Raw genomic sequence first — 20,786 nt, 5'->3', positions numbered from 1 at the left:
AAAAATTGTTAGAATCAAACCACAGCTCTAAAGGCTAGTGCATTTGGTGCCATTTGCCAAAGGAAAAAATAATGACAGTGCTTCCAAAGCGCCTCACATCAATGATCTTTGCCCAGATTGGGATCACCGAGACCCTGCACCTGGCGGCTAAAACACTGTTACCGATAAGCTCATTATCCGGTAAGGGCGCACTGACTCCGGTGCGCCCCTACACCATTCATAACGATCCGTCGTCGCGGTAGTGCGCCGTCAACTGATGCAGAACGAATCGGCCCCCCGGACCCACGGTGCCGGTGTGCTGCAACCCGAACCCTCCGGACGCGACGGATGACCCCAGGCTGGCCTCGAGTTTGACCTCTGCGGGCAAGCCAGCCGCTTTTTGGTCGCTCGACTGGAGCGTGTCACTGGTGACCCGGGCGACCAGTCGGTCATCATGAACGGCTAAATGAATATGACTGCCTGGATTGAAGGCGGTCGAGGAGACCGATTCGCTGATCGGTGTGCCAGTGCCGTTCTCGTAGCGATAGAGCGTAAAATCCGTGGCGAAGCCATACCGGGCGGTGCGCTCGATACGCAGCGCATAGCCACTTTGAGTGCGAGTGTCGTACCGGATGTAAACCTCAAGATACTGTCCATTGGGGCTGCCAAAACCCTGACCTGCGGTTTTCTCGGTATCCAGCGCAACTTCCACGCTCATCTCGCCATTGAAATCGTCACGGGTGTACAGCAGACGGGCTCCCTGCGCAGCTGGCATCAGCCCGACACGACCATCTGCCCCATTGACGCCGACGCCGTAGCGCCAACCGTCCACTGGGCGCGCGGTCCAGCCAACGCGTTGGTCGTCGGGATAAAAGGTGTCCCGAATCCACCCCTCATTCATCGGCCGGGACTGCCTTGCAACCGGAAAGCTTTGAAGTGTGCTCGCGGACAGGTTCACCGACGACAATACGCCCGGTGCCAGATCCGCCGAGCGCACGGCGCGCTCGGTAATGACTTTCCGGACGGCTCCCGCCTGACTGCGATTGTGCTGCGGAGCGACCATCGCCATGAGGTAATGCCCCACATCACTGCGCGTCAATGGATAGCGACTCAGCGGCTGCTCGCTACGGCCCACCGCTACCGGCACGGGGCTATCATCGTCCGGGTCGTTCAATCGATACCAGCGAATTTGTGAACGATCCGGGCGCTCACCACCTTCCCAGTCCAGATTCAGGGCATACTCAACGCGGGCTTCCCCCTCACTCGTTATATGCACTTTCGGCTTCTGATCGAAGTCTGGCGCGGGTAACAACCGGGGATACACCGTCACGTCACGATGATTCTCCAAACCATTATCGGCACGGACCGACACACTGACCTGGATGGGCGATTCCCCATCGTACTCTCCGGTGAGCTGCACCCTCTGATGGTCCAGTTCGGAAACCGCTAACACCTCATTATCAGTGGACCAGCTCAGTGCCCCGGTCGCCTGCTCCGGAAACACAGCGGCATTCCACTCGATGGCCTCTTCACCGGAACGCACTTCGGTGGGGCCACTCAGGCGAATATCCAGCGGTTCGTGCGCACGATTCGGATCCAACGGCTTACCGGTCGGATTCCAGCCATCATCTCCAGCCAGCAGGTGGGCGGCACTGTACGCCGGCTTCTGCTCCGCATTCAGCACCCGGCCATTGTTCGTCGGAAGTATCCGGTACGGCTCGCCCTTGACGGTCACGCCGTACTGGTAACTGTTCACCGACGCTTTGGGGTAGGGGGACCAGTGCACGTCTCCCAACTGACCGGTGCGATCCACAAAATCCACGTTCATCAAAAAGAGCGTAGAGGCGTTTTTCGACAGCCATAGATCCTGTGGATCGGAAAAGCTGACCTCCCAGCGGCTGTCAATAAAGGCCGTACCATGTCGCCCGGCGGTATACAGCGGCTTGCTGGTGTAGCTGTGCAGCACGGAATGTTCAAACACGTGCACATCACCGCCGCCGATGTAATCGTCGGTGCCCTGCACATACACACCGTCGAAATACGCACGCTCGACAGCGCCCAAGGCGAGAGTGTCCAACATGCTGATAAAGCGCACGTTGCGAAACACAAACTTATCGAGGGTTTTCTCCTCGCTGGAGGCGCCAATCACATACGCCTGGGTAATGGTATCGGAACGCTTGGTCCGGTTTTTCGACGGATCGCGCGGGTACACCAGATCGACATTGCAATAGTTGCCAATGGTCAGGTTTTCCGCGCTGAACCCTGTGCCTGTCACGAACAGGGTTTCCGCTGGAGAGGAGCCGGAGGTGCTGTGCGCACCAATGGTGTGGCCACGGTTATCGCCCAGCACCACATCCCGGGGATCGTCGCTCAATCCGACCAGCCGTATCCAGTCCTGATGAATATAGAGGCCCCGGTCCGTCTCCGTGCCGTGCATCCAGTAGACATTCGGCGCAAGATAGATTGTGGTGGGGCGTTGCTCGGTTCCGACAGGCGCCGCCGCGATTGCCGTGTGCAAGCTGTGGAAAATATGCTGCTTTGGCCAGTCGCGCTTCAGTTGGCCATCCACGTACAGGGTGTGCTCATTCAGCGTCAGCGGCTGGCCATCCAGCCCGGGTGCCACGGGGGGAACATGCTGGCAACCGATCAGGGCGACGCCCATAGCCAACACGACCCAGCCCAGCAGGGGGGTACAACGGTACTTCATTTCTCTCTCTCCCTCTATGGGGTTTGTAGTTATGGGGTTCGTGGTTTTCAAACCCCATGATAGCGCACCCGCTGGATTTATGATGAAGAGGTGTACAGAAAAGGGGAAGGTAACGTCAGTATTTAAGTGTTGGGGAGCGGTGGATTACCATCGAGCAGCTGCGGCACAAGTTTGACCTGGAGGACAAGTACCCTCGGTCCGCCGATCTCAAGCGCTGGATTATTGAGCCCGCCATTAAGGAGTTGAACGTCAAGAGCAACTACGACGTGCATTATCGTACGGAGCGCAAAGGCCGAGCCGTCCACAAGATTTGGTTCTATTTCCGGGAGAAGAGCCAGTTACAGATGGACGTTTGAGCAAGGGATTTCTCCACCTTTCCGGTGGGCTGGTTTTTACATGTATAAATTGGTGATCAGAAATAAGGCGTCGCTTCATTAGCGGCGCGACCTGGCGGAGTAACCAACGCCGTACATCCGGCCACCGGTCCGGGCAATGTCTGCCGCTGGTCCTGAGTTGTGATCGCTGCGAGACAAACGTCTTTTTCTGCCATCTTTGGCTTCGTGTTTGTGGCCCCAGTAAGTGACCGCCATAACAAACAGAAAGCCTGCAACGCCGTACAGGATAGAGGGAAGTTCCATGGTTAGTATCCTCGTAAGTTAAGTGAACTTTAATATCTCACTGCCCGGCGGGATATTAAAGTCAGACGCAAACTGCTCGAGTGTTACGCCTGGATACCCCTTTTGCCATACAGCATAGCAGGTTTCGGCCGTGTGAGCGTCGCTGGGGGTCCAGCCGGTGCGGTTGGCGGTGTACAACAAAGACAGCCTTAGCCAAAGAGAAAAAACGCGCTGGCCGCTCAAGCAGCGCTCAATGTGTCGATGGCAATGAACCGATCAAACCCCAACAGGCTGTCTGTGAAGGACTTACCCTTACGGGGTTTGCTGCAGGGTTTGCCGCGCACGTTTAACCGCAGCGCGCACTTGGTCGGGCGCCGTGCCACCGGTGTGATTGCGGGCCGCCACTGATCCTTCGAGCGTCAGCACCTCAAACACATCCTGGCCGATGGTCTCGGAAAACTGCTGAAGCTCTTCGAGCGACATTTCGGACAGGTCCTTGCCGGTTTCGATGCCGTAGGCCACGGATTTGCCCACCACTTCGTGCGCATCGCGAAACGGTGTGCCCTTGCGCACCAGATAATCCGCCAGGTCCGTAGCGGTGGAAAATCCGCGCTTGGCCGCTTCGTACATGTTGTCTTTGCGGGACTGGATCGCCGGCACCATATCGGCGAAGGCACGCAGACAATCTTTAACGGTATCCACCGCATCGAACAGCGGCTCTTTGTCTTCCTGGTTGTCTTTGTTGTACGCCAGCGGCTGGGATTTCATCAGCGTCAGCAGGCTGATCAAATGGCCGTTTACCCGCCCGGTTTTACCGCGCACCAGTTCCGGCACATCGGGGTTTTTCTTCTGCGGCATAATGGAAGAGCCGGTGCAGAAGCGGTCGGGCAAATCGATAAAACCAAACTGCGCCGAGGTCCACAACACCAGCTCCTCGCTCGCGCGCGACAGGTGCGTCATCAGGATGCTGGCAAAGCCGCAAAATTCGATGGCAAAGTCCCGGTCGCTGACCGAGTCCAGGGAGTTTTCCGTCGGCTTGTCGAACCCGAGCGCTTGCGCGGTCATGGCACGGTCAATGGGGTAGGTGGTGCCCGCCAGGGCGGCCGCACCCAGCGGCGACTGGTTCATCCGCGTCCGACAGTCGAGCAGGCGGCCGTGATCGCGTTGCAGCATTTCAAACCACGCCAGCAGGTGGTGACCAAAGGTCACCGGTTGAGCAGTCTGCAAATGGGTGAAACCCGGCATGATGGTGTCGGCTTCACGCTCAGCCAGATCCAGCAGTCCCTGTTGCAAGCGGTTCAGTTCGGCGCTAATGGCGTCAATCTCATCGCGCAGATACAGACGGATATCGGTGGCCACCTGGTCGTTGCGCGACCGGCCGGTGTGCAGCTTTTTGCCAGCGATGCCAATCCGCTGGGTCAGCGCCGCCTCCACGTTCATATGCACATCTTCCAGCGCCACGGACCATTCAAACTGACCGGACTCAATGTCGGCACGCACGGCTTCCAGGCCCTCGACAATGCGCTCGTGTTCCTCGCTGCTGAGCACCCCCACTTTGGCCAGCATCGCCGCGTGGGCCAGGGAGCCCTGAATGTCGTGTCGGTAGAGGCGATAGTCAAAACCCACCGAGGCTGTGAAGCGCTCGACAAAGGCGTCGACGGGCTCGGAGAAGCGGCCGCCCCAGGACTGGTTGGTCTGCTCCGTTTTCTGATCGCTCTGACTCATGAAGACACTCGCTGTAAAGTTGACGTGGGTAACAAAACGCTGGCAAAACCTTCAAACCGCCACAGGCAACCGTGCCCAATGGCGCCAAAACCGCGTAGGATAGCCGCTGTGCCATTCAGAAACACGTATTGGCAGAAACGCGCTCGGCAAACGCCGCTGGTTGAAACTGGCTTGCTGCTTGGGCGGCGCGTTTGCGTATTTGGCGTTTGCGTATTTGAAAGTCCGCACAACAAAAGGCGCACAGTATAAACCAACAGGCCATCGATTTGACCGAGCAATACGCCTCCACAACCCAAGGTGATGCCAGGCCTCGCGCCGACACGGTTCACTTCCTGCCAGACCTGTGCGCGCCCCAGGCGGTATTGGTACTGGTGCTGGTGGCTGAATTGCTCGCGCTGCTGCTGGCCATCGTTCACCATGGCCTGGCGGCGCTCACCTGGGACGCTATTGCCCTGTACTCCTTTCAGCTGCAGTGGGTGGTATTGGTGAGCGCGGTGTTGTTGTGCCGGCTGAAACCCTGCCTGAACCGCCTGCACCCGGTGCGGGCCGGGGCGCTGAGCTACGGGCTGGTGCTGATGGTTACCCTGGTGTTTTCCCTGCTCGGCCAATGGCTGCTCAGCGGTTTTTCAGGTACGTCCGGTTCACCCCTCGAACACTGGCAACGCCACTTGTGGCAACTGGCGGAAAACCTGTTGACCGCCGCGATTCTCGCCGGCATCGGCCTGCGTTATCTCTACCTGCAACAACAGCTGCGCAACCAACAGCGCGCCGAATTGGATGCCCGGATTCAGGCGCTGCAATCGCGCATACGACCACATTTTCTGTTCAACAGCCTGAACAGCATCGCCAGCCTCATTCCGATCGCCCCCGAGAAGGCCGAACGCGCCGTCGAGGATCTGGCCAGCCTGTTCCGGGCCAGTCTGGCCGAACCGGCATTGATCCCCGCCGCGCGCGAAATCGATCTGTGCCGGGATTACCTCGCCCTGGAACAGTTGCGCCTGGGCAAGCGTCTCCAGGTGGAGTGGCACCTGGATGAACTGCCGGAGGACACCCCCATGCCGGCGCTGCTGATGCAGCCACTGCTGGAGAACGCCGTATTGCATGGCATCGAGCCGCTACCGGGGGGTGGCACCATCGATATTCAGGTGGCTCGCTCCGGGTCGCAGGTCGCGGTGCGAATCAGCAACCCGCTGCCGAACACCACTCCGCCCGAGCCAGGCCGACACAACCGCATGGCGTTGGACAACATCCGTCATCGCCTCCACGCCCACTTCGGCCCGACCGCCCGCTTGTCCACCCGGCGCGATGACGGTAGGTTTACCCTGTTGATTGTTTATCCTGCGAAGTGGCCATCATGACATGAAATGCTCCTTAACATCCTGATCCCGGTTTCAGTACTAGAGAATATGTGGCATATCACTCTCCTTGCAAGCACGGCAGCCACAAGCTATAACTGTATATAAATACAGAAACTCAGGATTGACTGGACTAAGAATGAGCACTAAACTCCAACATCAGCTTGATTTGCCGTTGAAGAACTTTGAGCTGGGTAGCCTAGGTTCTTTTTACTCAATCCAAAGTCGGCCTCCAGCCAGGACACCACCCAATACCACCATGCGAACCATTGAATTATGCGCCGGCGCCGGGGGCCAAGCAATAGGTTTACACTTGGCAGGAGCGACTCACACCGCCTTAGTGGAACTAGATCCCCATGCGTGCGCTACTCTGCGCAAAAACAATGACGCCCTTCAGCTCGGTTGGGGACCAATATTAGAACAAGATCTCCGAAAATTTGCCTCAACCGAGGCGCATCGCTATAGGAACTCTGTAGATCTAGTTGCTGGCGGTGTACCTTGCCCGCCGTTCTCCAAAGCGGGTAAGCAACTCGGAAACAATGATGAAAGAGACCTCTTTCCTGCGGCTCTTGAGGTGGTCGAGCGTGTAAGACCTACTGCCATCCTCTTGGAAAACGTTCCTGGATTACTTGAAACGAAATTTAAAAGCTACCGGGATTCCATTATCGCCAAATTGCTTGCCTTGGGGTACGAAGGTGAGTGGCGGCTTATACAAGCCTCGGATTTTGGCGTTCCTCAATTGCGTCCTAGAGCCATTCTCATAGCTTTCCGCAAGGGTCTTTTAAAACATTTTGAATGGCCCAAACCTTCAAGTGAGCCACCGCCCACTGTGGGAGAAACACTATTTGATTTAATGTCGTCTAAAGGCTGGAAAGGAGCGATCAAGTGGCGTAATCGAGCCAACGATATTGCACCAACTGTAGTTGGAGGCTCTCATAAGCACGGTGGACCGGATTTAGGACCAACACGAGCAAAACACAAATGGCACAGTTTGGGAGTGAACGCTCACAGGGTGGGTGCAGACCACGAAATACCAGAGCGTACTTTTGAAGGTGTTTTACTGCGCACGGGCGAAGTACGCCCTGGCTTTGAACACCTCCCTTTGCTTACCGTAAGAATGGTTGCTCGAATCCAAGGGTTCCCAGATTATTGGGAGTTTTCGGGCACAAAGACACACGCTTATCGGCAGGTTGGTAATGCCTTCCCTCCCCCTGTCGCTGAGAAACTAGGAGAGCGGATAAAAAAAGTAATCGAAGAATACAGATCATCTTTGTCAAAAAAAGCCACGAAAGCTGGCAAAAAAGAGGCCGCATGACACCCTGCGAGACAGAAACGTCCTTTATTACAACACTGCGAGCAAACTTTCACCGTGAGCTTTTCGAGAGGCAGGTGTTAACGCTAAGCAGCAGCTCCAAGTCAAAATTCGGCTTTATTGCAAGCAACGGAGACAGCGGCCAAACTTTCAGTGCAACTATCTCTCAGCTTTTAGCTGAAAAAATTGCAAAGAATGTTAACACTCTCGCTCCCAAAATTCCTAAGAAGCAAGACGGGCAGCGGTTGGGAAATGAGTTCGAAGATATATGCTGCAACTTTGTCAGAGATAGCTTCCTCGAGCTATCTCACTTGCGTCCAGGGCGATGGCTGGTTGAGAAAGTTAACACTAGAAACGAATCCATAATCGCTCGGTTCGCTCAATATGCACACCTTCATGACTTAAAAAAACTAGCTGAAAGATACGATGACCTAGCGACCTTTCTTGGCAACGGATATACCATTGCACCAGATCTTGTAATTGCGAGATTTCCTGAACCGGATGCCTGCATTAATCAACACTCCTACTTAGTGGACAGCAACTCAGCCAAAAGAGCAATGTTACGGCAGGAAAACCACCCTGAAGCAGACATAAAGCCATTCCTCCATGCCAGCATTTCTTGCAAATTTACGATGCGCTCTGACCGTGCCCAAAACACTCGCACCGAAGCATTAAACTTAATCAGAAATCGAAAAGGCCGCTCACCACATATAGTAGCTGTCACTACCGAACCTACTCCGAGCCGTTTGGGCTCACTTGCATTAGGTACTGGTGATATCGACTGCGTGTACCACTTTGCGTTATACGAGCTCATCCAAGTGTTGAAGTCTAATGATGACTACGAGGATGCGTTACAAAGCCTGAACATAATGATTGACGGCCACAGGCTAAAGGATATTAGTGATTTACCTCTAGATTTGGCAGTTTAGGAAGCTCTCCCGGAGCACTGGGCTTACCGTTTATAATCACTTGTCGATCCATAGCAGTAGGTTTATCCTGTTCGCTGCTTATCCCACGGAGTAATCCATGGACGTATTGATCGTCGATGACGAACCGCTGGCCCGCGAGCGCTTGACCCGCATGGTGGCCCAACTGGACGATACCCGCGTGATCGCCGAGGCCGACAGTGCCGACGACGCCCTGACCGCCATCGAACGCTTCGACCCCGACGTGGTGTTGCTGGATGTGCGCATGCCCGGCAACGATGGCGTGAGTGCGGCCCAGACCATTAGCCAGATGGACGACCCGCCCGCCGTGATTTTCTGCACCGCCTACGACGAATATGCTCTGGATGCCTTCGCCACCCATGCGGTGGGCTATCTGCTGAAACCGGTGCGTGCGGAGCAGCTCGAAACGGTGCTAAACAAAGCCCGGACGCCAAACAAGCTGCAAAAGCGCACATCATCGGCGACGACCAGCCAGGGGCGGCAACACATCAGCGCCAAAACGCCACGCGGCGTCACGCTGATTCCGCTCGACGATATTCGCTATTTTTTGGCAGACCAGAAATACGTGACCGTTTATCACACGGGAGGCGAACACCTGCTGGACGATACCCTCAAGGAGTTGGAAGAGGCGTTCAGTGATCGCTTTTTACGCACCCACCGCAGCGCGCTGGTCTCTATTCCCCATATTCAGGCCATGGAACGCAACAGCGAGGGCCAGTACGAAGTGCGCCTGGAGGACACCAGCCATCGCCCTCCGGTGAGTCGCCGTCACGCGGCCACCCTTAAAGCGCTGCTGCACCGACTGTAAGTCACAGGCCCGGAGGTGCCTGCCACCTCCCAGCTCCCACCTCCCAGCCCCCGGTCTGTTATCATCAAGGGTTTACCGCTTCACTACATGTATTGACTACATGGCTACGGGATGAATTATGTCCGAGACCCTGCGCATTGCTACCCGCAAATCCCTGCTGGCCCTTTGGCAGGCTGAATACGTCAAGGCGGAACTCGAGCGGCACCACCCCGGTCTGCACGTAGAGCTGGTGCCGTTAACCAGCCGTGGCGACAAGATTCTGGATGTACCGCTGGCCAAAGTCGGCGGCAAGGGGCTGTTCGTCAAAGAGCTGGAAAACGCACTGCTCAATAACGAGGCCGATATCGCCGTGCATTCCATGAAAGACGTCCCCATGGAATTTCCCGAAGGGCTCGGCCTGCCGGTGATCTGTCCGCGAGAAGACCCTCGCGATGCGTTTGTCTCCAACCATTACGCCGAATTGAGCGACATGCCAACCGGAGCGGTCGTGGGCACCTCCAGTCTGCGTCGTCAGTGCCAGATTCTGTCCGCTCGGCCCGATCTGGAAGTGAAGTTCCTGCGCGGCAATGTGCAGACCCGGCTGCGCAAGCTCGACGATGGCGAGTACGACGCCATTGTCCTGGCCACCGCCGGGCTGGTGCGCCTGGAACTGGAAGATCGAATTCGCAGCCGCATCGCGCCCGAGCAATCCTTGCCCGCCGGCGGGCAGGGCGCGGTGGGCATTGAGTGTCGCACCACCGATCAACGCATCGTGGACCTGATTGCGCCGCTCCACGACTCGGCCACGGCTGAACTGGTGCTCGCCGAGCGGGCGATGAACCGTCGCCTGGAAGGCGGCTGTCAGGTGCCCATTGCCTGTTACGCCCTACCCAGCGAAGAGGGTTTGTGGCTGCGCGGACTGGTAGGCTCACCCGATGGCAAAACCATGCTGTACGACGAAATTCGCGGTCCGGTGGCCGAAGGAGAGACCATGGGTATCACCCTTGCGGAGCGACTACTGGCCGCCGGTGCTGATCGTGTGCTCGCCGAGGTTTACGGAAGAGATGTCTCGCGGTGAGTGCACTCTCCGGCCTGCAGATCGTCATTACCCGGCCCGAACCCGCCGCCAGCCGCTGGGCTCGGCGGCTGGCTGACGAGGGCGCACATCCGTTGATCGCCCCCATGATGACGCTCCACCCAGTGGACGGTACCGACGGAATGAACGCCATCAAAGCTTCCATTCTGGAATTTGATCGCTACCAAAAGGCCATTTTCGTCAGCCAGAATGCGGTGGCTCACGCCTTTGACTGGCTGGATCGCTACTGGCCGCAACTGCCCATGGGCGTAGAATACTTTGGCGTGGGCGAACGCACGGCGCAGGCGTTGGCGGCGCAAGGTGTGGCGGTAACCGCGCTGCAATCCGAGGGCGCCATGAACAGTGAAGCGCTGCTCGACGCGCCGGAGTTGCATCAGGTCAACGAACAGCGCATTGTGATTTTTCGCGGCGTGGGCGGTCGTGGCCTGATGGCAGAGACCCTGCGCCAGCGCGGAGCCCAGGTAGAGTTTTGCGAGCTGTATGAACGCCGCCTTCCCGCCGATGCCCGCGATGCACTGCAAGCGGCTGTGGGCAAAGCGACGAAAGAGCCATTGATCGTGGCTTTACACAGCGGTGAGACTCTGGACAATTATCACCACACGTGGCAGCAGCTGCCTGCGCACAGTTCCGCTCGCCAGCGGCTGGCACAGGCACCGCTGCTGGTACCCGGCGAACGGGTAGCCGACCAGGCTCGTGCACTCGGCTATACTCGCCTGATTGTGGCGGTAAACGCCACTGACTCCGGTATGCGCGCCGCCCTCTCGCAGGCACGCCTCGATCCGGCCCTTTTCCAGACCAACGGAATCCAAACCCGTGACTGACAACGACACTCCCAACAGCCCGACTACGTCGAACACCGAGGCTCAACCGAACCCATTGGGTGCTTCTCAAAAAGGGGCCGACTCCCAGAAGACAGGGACACAAACCGGCGCAAAGCCTGGCGCCCACCGTCGCGGCGCCAAACCCAATCGATCCTGGGGCCGATTGGCGCTGTGGCTGCTGGTTCTGATGATTATCGGCTTACCCATCGCTGCTGGTTACGGTGCCTGGTGGGTCTGGGAAGACATGACGCAGCAACGCCAGCAATTGCAATCGCTCGAAGAACGGATGAGCGAGCAGACACGCCAGCTGCGCCAGCAGTCCGGCACGTTAAATCAATTGCCCGATTCCTTGCGGCAGCAACTGAGCCGCGATACCCAACAAGCGCGGCAACAACAGCAAGCCATGGTCAGCGGCGTCGAGCAGCGCATGGATCGCCTGGAGCAACGCCTGAGCCGGATTGCCAGTACCGACCGCGATGACTGGAAGCTGGCCGAGGCCGAGTATCTGTTGCGCCTGGCCAACCAGCGCCTGGTGCTGGAGAGAGACAGCCGCAATGCACTGGCGCTTGCCGAAACCGCCGACAATATCCTGCGGGAACTCGGCCAAAGCGACCTGCTTCCCGTGCGCCGCACTCTGGCCAGCGACATTCAAGCACTGAAACTCGCCGACCAGGTAGACCGCGAGGGCATTTATTTACGGTTACAGGCTCTGGGCGAACAACTGCCGGAACTGCCCATGGTGGAACCCATGTTCTTGGCAGAGAGCGACCCTACAACCGACACTGGAGCGGCACAGTCGACGGGGCAGGGCGTGTGGCAAACGGTGAAACGCAGCTTCGGGCAACTGGTTCAGCGGTTGAGCAACCACATCCGCATCCGTCGCCACAACGAGTCGATCCAGGCACTGGCGGACCCCCGGGAGCAGTTTATTGTTCGCCAACAGCTGCAACTGCTGATTTCCCAGGCACAGGCGGCCCTGCTGCGTGAACAGACCGACCTCTACCAGCGCAGCCTGAACAACGCCATCAACTGGCTGGAAACGCACTACGCGCTGAACCCCCAGGCCGAGTCCGCCCTGAACGACTTACGGGCGCTGGCCGCCCTGGACATCGCGCCCGAACTGCCCGATCTGGACGAAGCGCTCAATCAGATAGAAGGCTACAGCGAAGAACGCAACCGGTTGTCACCGCGCTTTCAATCTTCGCCGGAAGGCGACGGGCAATCCTCGCCGGAAAACGACGAGGAGTCTGACGCATGAAGCGGACGCTGATTATCCTCTTTATCGCGATGTTGCTCGGTGCGCTGACATTGAGCGCCATTCAGGCCGACAGCGGCTATGTATTGATCGCGCTGGGCAACACCAGTGTGGAAATGAGTTTCTGGATGGCCGTGCTGTTACTGTTCGGTACGCTCGGCATTCTCTGGCTGGTCACCCGGTTATTGCGCGGCGGGGTGCGAGCGGGCCGCCGCGTTTCCCGGCAGCTCTTTTCGGGCACCAGTGCCCGCGCTCAGCGCCGCACGGCCAGTGGCCTGGTGGCGTTTATCGAAGGCAACTGGAAACAGTCCCAGCGCAAGCTGGTGCGCTCGGCGCCAAAATCCGGAACACCGCTGATCAATTATCTGGCCGCAGCCCGTTGCGCCTATGAGCAGGGGGACAACAACACGGCTCTGGAGCTACTGCACAAGGCCGAACAAAGCAGCCCGCAGAATGAACTGGCCGTGGCCCTCACCCAGGCCCGTATGCAGCTGATGAGTCGTCGCTATGAGCAATGTCTGGCCACGCTGGAGCGGGTCAAACGCAAAGCCCCTCAGCACCCTGTGGTGCTGGACCTGTTGCGACAGGTGTACATTGCCTTGCAAGACTGGGACGCGCTCAAAGCACTGATGCCCAGCTTGCGTGCCTATGGCAACCTGAGCGAGAGCGCCCTGGATGAGCTGGCCGGGCAGCTGCACCGCGCGCTGCTGGAGCAGGCCGGCCAGCGCGCCGGTCAGCTATCGCGCGAACGCGCCCGGGACATCCTGTCGCAAACTTGGAAAGAAGTGCCCAGCCATCTGCGCAAGCAGCCGGAAACCGCCGTTTTGTACGCGCGCCAGCTGGAGGCCAACCAACTTCACGATGACGCCGGTCTTCTGATTCAAAAAACCCTGGAGAAACAGTGGTCGGCGGAGCTGGTCAGGCTGTACGGCATCCTTCGGACCAGCGATACCCAGCAACAACTCATCGCGGCCGAAAGCTGGCTGAAAAAACGACCCGCCGATGCCATGCTGATGCTGACCCTGGGCCGCCTGAGCCTGCGCAATCAGCTGTGGGGCAAAGCGCGGGAGTACTTTCAACACAGCCTGAAGTTGCAGCAAAACCCCGAAACCTGCGCCGAACTGGCGCGCCTGCTGGCGCATTTAGGAGAGCACAAACAGAGTACGGAATACTATCAACAGGGCCTGTTGCTCACCACCGACCGACTGCCGGATTTGCCCCAGCCTCGGGAACAGGAGCGGCACGCACCGGGGAACCATTAACGCAAAAAACACACCAAGGAAGGGTCTCGTCGGGCCGTCCCTGGCACGAACCCACGGACGCCGCCACCCTCGAAATAGAACAAGCCGGACTTCGCGTTTACCATGGTTGTACCCCGTCCTCAGGCCCTTGCCCCGCACGTTGCTCAAAAACCGCACGGGTCGCGCGTCATTGCCTGGACGCTGTGGACGCTCTGCTTCTGCACTATGTGGGCTCAGTTCGCCCATGCGTCCACCGAAGCCGGTGACATGGCGCATCGCCCGGTCGATTTTGTGCAGGCCACCGAGCAATACGTCGTCGAACACATCATGCCGGAAATCCCCGGCGCCGCTCTGGCCATTATTGTCAACGGCCAGATTGAGCTGCTGGAGGGCTACGGGGTGCGCACTCGCGGTGAACCCACAGCGATCGACCGCCATACCATTTTCCGGCTCGCATCGGTTTCCAAAACCATCGCTGGTACGGCAGCTGGTGCGGCGGTGCACGATGGCTGGTTCACCTGGAACACACCGCTGACCGATTATCTGTCCCTTGATCTGAAGAACCCGGAGTACGGCCAGCAGATTACGCTCACCAATATTCTGTCCCACACCACAGGTCTGATGCCCCAGGCCTACACCAATCTGATCGAAGCCAATATCCCTTACGATACGGTGATTGAGCGACTCAACGAAGTGAACTTCATCTGCCCGCCCTCCTCCTGCTACAGCTATCAGAATGTCGCCTTCAGCCTGGTGGGTGATATGGTGATGGCCGCCACGGGAGAGTCGTATGAAACCTTCACCGAACGCCGCCTGTTCCAGCCGCTGGGCATGAACGATGCCTCCTTTGGCCTGCAGGCATTCATGGACAACCCCAATCACGCCACACCCCATATCCGGCGACGAGGGCAATGGGCTCCGGTGAACCCCTCTTCCAATTATTATCACGTGGCACCGGCTGCCGGGGCGAACGCGAGCATCACTGATATGGCGCGGTGGGTTCAGGCTCAACTGGGACGCTATCCAGACGTATTAAGCGAAGATGTGCTCGATACGATTCAAGGCCCTCAGGTCGCTACGAGTTACCGCCAGGCCCACTACCGGGCGCACCCCGAGCTCAGCAATATTTATTATGGACTGGGCTGGCGAATGTTCGATTTTGGCGAGCATCGCCACTTCGTCCATCACGGCGGCTGGGTGCAGGGCACCCGCACAGAAGTGCTATTCAACCGGAAGTTGCAGCTGGGGTTGGTTTTCCTCTCCAACTCTGAAAATCGCTATGCGCGCGAAGTGGTCTACCGTTTTCTGGAGCTCTATACTGAATACTACCGCGAGGTCGAAGCCCCGTACCTGTTGCAGAAAGCAAGGCATTTGCCACATTCGCCCCCAATGACCCTCAAGCATGACTCCTGAGTTTGTCGACAGTATCCACCGTGTATCCGCCAACGAATGGGATGCCCTGAGCACGAGTGACTACCCCTTCACCCGCCACTGTTTTCTGGCCGCTCTGGAAGACAGCGGCAGTGTGGGCGTGGATCGCGGCTGGCAGCCTCATCACCTATTGCTGCGCGACGCGGCGGGAACCCTCTGTGGCGCTGCACCGGTGTACCGCAAACAGCACTCTTACGGTGAATATGTATTCGACTGGGGTTGGGCCCAGGCTTACGAGGAGCACGGGCTGGCCTATTACCCAAAGCTGCTGTGCGCTATTCCGTTCACCCCCTGCACGGGGCCGCGCCTGCTAGCTGCGGGCAAAGCGTCGGAATTGATGCCCGAGCTAGTGGCGGCATTGACTAACGAAACCGAAACTTCAGGAGCCTCGGGTTGGCACGGGCTGTTTCCCGATGCCGGACAGAGCGACGCGTTGCGCGATTGCGGCGTTACGGAGCGCCTGGGCTGCCAGTTCCACTGGCATAACCGGGGCTACCGGGATTTCGACCATTTTCTGGCGCAGTTGAATTCACGCAAACGTAAAACGTTGCGCAAGGAACGTCGCCAGGTCAGCGAGCAGGGTTTTCGTTTCACGCACAAAACCGGGCACGACATCACCGAGGACGACTGGACCCTGTTCTACGGCCTCTACCAGTTAACCTACCTCAAGCGCAGCGGGCACGGCGGCTATCTCACGAGTGATTTTTTCCGAGCACTGGGCGAACAATTGCCCGAGCAGACCCTGATGGTTCAGGCGCGGCTGAACGGTAACGTCATCGCCGCCGCTCTGTTTCTGTACGATCAAACCACTCTCTATGGTCGCTACTGGGGCTGTCGTGCCGAATTCGAATTCCTGCACTTTGAAACCTGCTACTACCAGGGTCTGGATTTCGCCATCGAGCGGGGGCTGACACACTTCGATGGTGGCGCCCAGGGCGAGCACAAACTCGCCCGGGGTTTCGAGCCACAATTGACGCACTCCTTTCACTGGCTCGCCGAGCCCGCGTTTCAGAAAGCGGTACAGCATTTCGTCGACCGCGAACGAGTGGACATTCTGGCCTATCGCGAAGACGCGCGAGCCCACTTGCCCTATCGACAGGACGACTAGCATCGGGTGCCGATATTCCAAGGGTCGCACCACGCCAATAAATCGGGTTAAATAGGGCGCCTCTTGTCGACACGACTCGCCACAACGACTTCGACTGCCCTGGACATACCATGACCCGCTCCCTTCTCCATCCCGGTCGCCTGTTACAAGCCCTCGACGACATTGATCGGGCACCGGAGTCCTACACCCTGGATCGTCCTGCGGCCCTGCGCCGTGTGTTCGTCACACTGGCCAGCGTCAGCGTGTGCCTGCTGATCCTGCACTACGCCAAGAACTCCTATTTACTCTACGAGTTGCTGCAAATGCTGGCTCAGTGGCAGGGGAAGGCCAGCGATAGCTACACCCGCGCAATACAGCAGTCCGAGTGGCGACATTTGATTGGCTACGCCTGGTGGACGGGCTGGCATATTGTCTGCTTTTTACTCATTCCCTGGACGGTCATACGGTGTTTTTGGCGTAGGGAATCGCTGGCGGATTTTGGTTGGCGCTGGAACGAGACAAGCCAGCACTGGCGAGGCTATCTGTTACTGCTCAGCCCTATTCTCGTCTTTGTGGTAATCGTGAGCCAGGGTGAGGACTTCGTCAATCACTACCCGTTCTACACGCATGCGGGACGCAGCTGGGCCGACTTTCTGGCCTGGGAGCTGCTTTACATGACGCAGTTTGTCGTGCTGGAATTTTTCTTTCGCGGATACATGCTGCGCGCGCTGCGGCCAGCGCTGGGGGCCAACGCCATTTGGGTAATGTGTGTTCCCTACCTGATGATCCATTTCCCAAAACTGTGGCTGGAAGCCACTGGCGCTATTTTATTCGGGCTTTTCCTGGGCGTGCTGGCGTTGCGCTCGCGCTCCATCTGGGGAGGGGTGCTGGTGCATGCCGGGGTAGCGCTGAGCATGGACACCGCGGCGTTAATTCAAAAGGGCCAGCTTCCTGCTGTCTGGTGGCCCTTATGACGCCCCTTAAAACAGCGCCCCCTGAGAGCGATTGATCGGCTTTTCCCGGAATCTCTCCTCTGCCTGGGCAACGGACAGTGGTCGGGCAAAATAATAACCCTGGCCCAACCCGCACCCCAGCTCGGCCAGCTGGGCCACCACTGATTCGTGTTCAATGCCTTCGGCAATCACCCCCAGCTCCAGCGCATGCGCCATGGAGATAATCGCACGCACCAGGTGTAAGCCGGTGCTATCGCCCATCTTGGCGGTAAAACTCTGATCGATTTTCAGCACGTCCAGAGGAAAGCGCTGCAAGTAACTCAGTGACGAGTAGCCAGTGCCAAAGTCATCCACCATGATGCCACAGCCCATGCTGCGCAGTTGCCGCATGCGCTCAATCACTTGCGGGTTGTCATCCACCAGTATGCCTTCGGTCAACTCCAGTTTGAGCTGGCCGGCGCGAACACCGTGGCGGCTCATGGCATTGCGCACGGTTTCTATCAGACCGGTCTGGAAAAACTGAATACTGGACAGATTGACGCTGACGTAAAAATTGTCGCCACCGAGCGCCTGCCAGGCACCGATTTGCCGACAGGCTTCCTGCAATACCCAGTCGCCCAGAGGGTTGATCAGGCCGGTTTCCTCCGCCAGCGCAATAAAATCACCGGGGAAAATCAGTGACCCATCCGGCTGGCGCCAGCGAATCAATGCCTCAAAGCCCCGCAGCTCGCCACCAGGCAACGCCACGATGGGCTGGTACAGTAACTCGAAGGATTCATCCCGTAGCGCCTGGCGCAGATCACTTTCCATTCCCAGCCGGCGCTGGGCATCGCGGTACATGCCGCCATCAAATACGCAACTGCGGCCCTGACCATCCCGTTTGGCCACATCCTTGGCGAGCGTGGCATCCCGATACAGCTGCTCGGCGTCGGTGTGGCGCAAGTGGTAATGGGCGATGCCCACACTCAGCGAGAGGAAAAATTCCTGTTCACCCAACCGGAACGGCTGACTAAACGCCTGGTGGAGACGTTCACCTTCCTGCTCAATGGTGTTCTCGGACAGGCTTAATCCCTCGAACAGAAGCGCAAACTCATCGCCCCCTACCCGGGAGACCAGCACCGCGCGGGGCAGGGCGGATTTGATGCGACGGGCAATCACCTTGAGCAGTTGATCCCCTTTGCTCATTCCGAAATTATCATTGATCAGTTTAAAACGATTAACATCCACAAACATCACGGCGAAAGCCGCCGGCAACTGAGTGGTATTCGACACATCCGCACGCTCGGCCTCCCGCAAGAGGGCGTTCAGACGATTCATAAAGAACTTGCGGTTGGGAAGGTCCGTCAGCGGATCGTTAAAGGCCAGATAGCGCAACTCCTGTTCCATTTGTTTGCGCTCTGTAATGTCAAACGCACTGCCCAGATACCGACCGCTCGCGGTACCATGCAGCCGCCCCAGCGTCACATACAGCCAGCGGTGATCCCCGTCTTTGGTCGCAATAAAGGTTTCTCGATAAAAGTGTTCGCCGGAGTGGCCGCTGCTCAGTTCCAGCGACGGATCGAAACCGAACAGATCCACCACCGGCATCTGGTACAGCTCGCCTTCACTGTAGCCCGTGATGGTGCTCATGGCGGGATTGATGTAGTCGAATGACTGGTCACACGTAAAAATGCCGCTCTCACTGGTTTCAGCCAACAGCTCGAAGCGCATTTCACTGCTGCTGAGCGACGCGCTGATCAGGCTGAAGCGCCGGTCCACCATGACGGCGAGAAACAGCAGGGTGACAATGATAATGACCGCCGCCGCCACCAGTATACAGACCACCTGATAATCCATGCGCATTCCCTCAAAATGCACATCACCGCCAGGGTAGAAGCTAGTGGCCGACATAGCCACGTAGTGCATGGCCGTTACCGACAGCCCAAGCACGACTGACCCGACGACGTAGGCCAACCAGCGGTGGCTGTGCCGTACCAGGTAAAGATTACTGAACAAACCAAGCCAGGCCACCCCGACCGCCACAATAATGGACAAACCAAAGAGCCAGGGATCGTAGGTCATGCCCACTGAGGCGATAATCGCTTCCATACCCAGATAGTGCATCGCGCCCACACCGCCGCCCAAAGAGAGCGCCGCTAATAACAGCTGGTGGGAGCGGGGACGCCGCAACCGCAGGCAAATCAGCATACCGGCCGCGCCCAGCGTGACCGGCAAAATGGACAGCAGGGTCAGCCCCGGAGAATAGCTGACGGGTACGGGTAGTTGGTGGGCCAGCATTGCAGTGAAGTGCATCGCCCAGACTCCGCAGCCCATCGCGACCGAACCGGCTACCACCCAGCCCGAAGCACTGGCGTGAGAGCGGGCAGAGCGATAGCGTTCCAACACCGGCAGCAGGGTTGAGGCCGCCAGAACAGCCAGCAAGGCAGCGAGCACGATCAGGCCCCACAAATGATGGGCCATAATGGGCATTGTATCGGGAGGATGAGGCTCAAACCGCCAAAACATACATCAACTCGTTGCGTATTGTTTTATCCATTAACGCTTCCAGAGCGGAGCCCTCAAACCGGTTATTGTGCATTGAGAAACCGGGTCAACTCTGCCTGCTTATTGGCGTCTTGGTCAACGAAGCATACTACCAGACGAATCACCTGCGTGCTTGGGTTCAGTTCCGCAGCCTGTACACTATGAATATAGCCGTTCAGTTGCGGAGGCGCTTCCGCTTGCTGGGACTCAAGGTCGACGACCACCGAATCAAACAGTTGTGGAAGGGTATCGGTGCGCTGGATCAGCCCCACGAGACGTTCGGCTCCCAGTTCACGCACCACGCAACGAACCGATTGCCCCCGGTTATCGAGGCGCAGCTGCGCCTTTCCTTTGAAAGAGCGCCCACTGCTTTTGTCCGCCTTCGTTGACGGACGTCCACCGGTAAGCACACTCACCGAGTGGGCGGCAAACCCTTGTGCCGCCGGGTGCTGGCTGGCCGCCGAGTGGTTTTTACTCAGCTTGCCGGTACGCTCAAGCTGTTTGCGCACTTTGCGCCAAAGCTCTTCAGCGGAAAAGGGCTTGGCCAGATAATCATCAACGCCAGACTCCACCGCCTGAACCACGAATTTGCGGTCCCCCCGGCTCGTCACCATCACGAACGGCACGCGGGTCTCGCCATCGGTGGCTTTTTCCTGTTCACGCACTTCCTGCAACAGCTCTTCGCCACCCATGTTGGGCATTTCCCAATCCGACAGGATCAAGTCCACGGTTTTCTGCCGCAGGGCGGCCAGCGCGCGATTCCCGTCCACGGCTTCAATCACTTCGACGCCCGGCAGGCGTTCCCTCAGTTGTTTTTTGACCATGTCACGGATAAAGCTGGCGTCATCCACCACCAGAATTCGAATTGTCATGCGCCTCTCTCTGACCGATTTTTCGCTTTCATGCCCCATTGGCGCGGGTCAGGGAAGACCTGGCACCAAAAACAACGA

General features: G+C 58.0%; 17 protein-coding genes. 12 read left to right on the top strand and 5 right to left on the bottom strand.

Annotated features, from left to right (window positions below):
• Positions 1-217: 217 nt before the first annotated feature.
• Positions 218-2,686, bottom strand: a complete 2,469-nt coding sequence (locus tag ACQCLF_RS09765; protein ID WP_426986722.1) for a hypothetical protein — start codon at positions 2,684-2,686, stop codon at positions 218-220.
• A 143-nt stretch (positions 2,687-2,829) separates the two neighbouring features.
• On the opposite strand from ACQCLF_RS09765, the gene ACQCLF_RS09760 reads away from it, so the two are divergent.
• The gene (locus tag ACQCLF_RS09760) at positions 2,830-3,042 is read left to right on the top strand and encodes a hypothetical protein (RefSeq protein ID WP_426987071.1); all 213 of its coding nucleotides are present in this window, start codon (positions 2,830-2,832) and stop codon (positions 3,040-3,042) included.
• Between the two features lie 78 nt (positions 3,043-3,120).
• Here the strand turns inward: ACQCLF_RS09760 and ACQCLF_RS09755 are convergent, their stop codons facing one another.
• Positions 3,121-3,324, bottom strand: coding sequence for a hypothetical protein (locus ACQCLF_RS09755; protein ID WP_426986720.1), 204 nt, complete (start codon positions 3,322-3,324; stop codon positions 3,121-3,123).
• Between the two features lie 291 nt (positions 3,325-3,615).
• Complete coding sequence (gene argH / locus ACQCLF_RS09750; RefSeq protein ID WP_426986718.1) at positions 3,616-5,028, bottom strand: argininosuccinate lyase; 1,413 nt, start codon at positions 5,026-5,028, stop codon at positions 3,616-3,618.
• Between the two features lie 266 nt (positions 5,029-5,294).
• Here argH and ACQCLF_RS09745 point away from each other — a divergent pair, with 266 nt between their 5' ends.
• From ACQCLF_RS09745 to ACQCLF_RS09695, 11 genes are all read left to right on the top strand, one after another.
• Complete coding sequence (locus ACQCLF_RS09745) at positions 5,295-6,386, top strand: sensor histidine kinase (protein ID WP_426986716.1); 1,092 nt, start codon at positions 5,295-5,297, stop codon at positions 6,384-6,386.
• 136 nt (positions 6,387-6,522) lie between these two features.
• Complete coding sequence (locus ACQCLF_RS09740; RefSeq protein ID WP_426986714.1) at positions 6,523-7,698, top strand: DNA cytosine methyltransferase; 1,176 nt, start codon at positions 6,523-6,525, stop codon at positions 7,696-7,698.
• Positions 7,695-8,624: an NgoMIV family type II restriction endonuclease gene (locus ACQCLF_RS09735; RefSeq protein WP_426986712.1), complete on the top strand. Its 930-nt coding sequence runs from the start codon at positions 7,695-7,697 to the stop codon at positions 8,622-8,624. The genes ACQCLF_RS09740 and ACQCLF_RS09735 overlap by 4 nt, the downstream gene beginning before the upstream one ends.
• A 97-nt stretch (positions 8,625-8,721) precedes the next feature.
• Positions 8,722-9,450, top strand: coding sequence for a LytR/AlgR family response regulator transcription factor (locus tag ACQCLF_RS09730; RefSeq protein WP_426986710.1), 729 nt, complete (start codon positions 8,722-8,724; stop codon positions 9,448-9,450).
• Between the two features lie 118 nt (positions 9,451-9,568).
• A complete protein-coding gene (gene hemC / locus ACQCLF_RS09725) occupies positions 9,569-10,507 on the top strand; it encodes a hydroxymethylbilane synthase (protein WP_426986708.1) in 939 nt (312 codons plus the stop codon).
• Complete coding sequence (locus tag ACQCLF_RS09720) at positions 10,504-11,346, top strand: uroporphyrinogen-III synthase (protein WP_426986706.1); 843 nt, start codon at positions 10,504-10,506, stop codon at positions 11,344-11,346. The genes hemC and ACQCLF_RS09720 overlap by 4 nt, the downstream gene beginning before the upstream one ends.
• Entirely contained in the window at positions 11,339-12,604 is a 1,266-nt protein-coding gene (locus ACQCLF_RS09715; RefSeq protein WP_426986704.1) for a uroporphyrinogen-III C-methyltransferase, read from the top strand. The genes ACQCLF_RS09720 and ACQCLF_RS09715 overlap by 8 nt, the downstream gene beginning before the upstream one ends.
• Complete coding sequence (locus ACQCLF_RS09710) at positions 12,601-13,863, top strand: heme biosynthesis HemY N-terminal domain-containing protein (RefSeq protein WP_426986702.1); 1,263 nt, start codon at positions 12,601-12,603, stop codon at positions 13,861-13,863. Before ACQCLF_RS09715 ends, ACQCLF_RS09710 begins: the two co-directional genes overlap by 4 nt.
• A gap of 102 nt (positions 13,864-13,965) precedes the next feature.
• Positions 13,966-15,255 (top strand): serine hydrolase domain-containing protein, encoded by a 1,290-nt coding sequence (locus ACQCLF_RS09705; RefSeq protein ID WP_426986700.1) that lies wholly within the window; start codon positions 13,966-13,968, stop codon positions 15,253-15,255.
• Positions 15,245-16,381 carry a GNAT family N-acetyltransferase gene (locus ACQCLF_RS09700; protein ID WP_426986698.1) on the top strand — a complete coding sequence of 379 codons (1,137 nt, stop codon included), beginning with the start codon at positions 15,245-15,247 and terminating at the stop codon, positions 16,379-16,381. Before ACQCLF_RS09705 ends, ACQCLF_RS09700 begins: the two co-directional genes overlap by 11 nt.
• Positions 16,382-16,491: 110 nt before the next feature.
• Positions 16,492-17,334, top strand: coding sequence for a CPBP family intramembrane glutamic endopeptidase (locus ACQCLF_RS09695; RefSeq protein ID WP_426986696.1), 843 nt, complete (start codon positions 16,492-16,494; stop codon positions 17,332-17,334).
• A gap of 6 nt (positions 17,335-17,340) precedes the next feature.
• Here the strand turns inward: ACQCLF_RS09695 and ACQCLF_RS09690 are convergent, their stop codons facing one another.
• Together ACQCLF_RS09690 and ACQCLF_RS09685 are read right to left on the bottom strand one after the other, a co-directional pair.
• Positions 17,341-19,818, bottom strand: coding sequence for a bifunctional diguanylate cyclase/phosphodiesterase (locus ACQCLF_RS09690; protein ID WP_426986694.1), 2,478 nt, complete (start codon positions 19,816-19,818; stop codon positions 17,341-17,343).
• A 62-nt stretch (positions 19,819-19,880) separates the two neighbouring features.
• Positions 19,881-20,708 (bottom strand): response regulator, encoded by an 828-nt coding sequence (locus ACQCLF_RS09685; protein ID WP_426986692.1) that lies wholly within the window; start codon positions 20,706-20,708, stop codon positions 19,881-19,883.
• Between the last annotated feature and the right edge of the window lie 78 nt (positions 20,709-20,786).

Origin of the sequence: Marinimicrobium sp. ARAG 43.8 (genome assembly GCF_050113635.1) — a bacterium.
In the GTDB taxonomy this organism is placed as follows: Bacteria; Pseudomonadota; Gammaproteobacteria; order Pseudomonadales; family Cellvibrionaceae; genus Marinimicrobium.
Note: the sequence above shows the minus strand (reverse complement) of the source record. Positions and strands in the feature narration are given on the sequence as shown.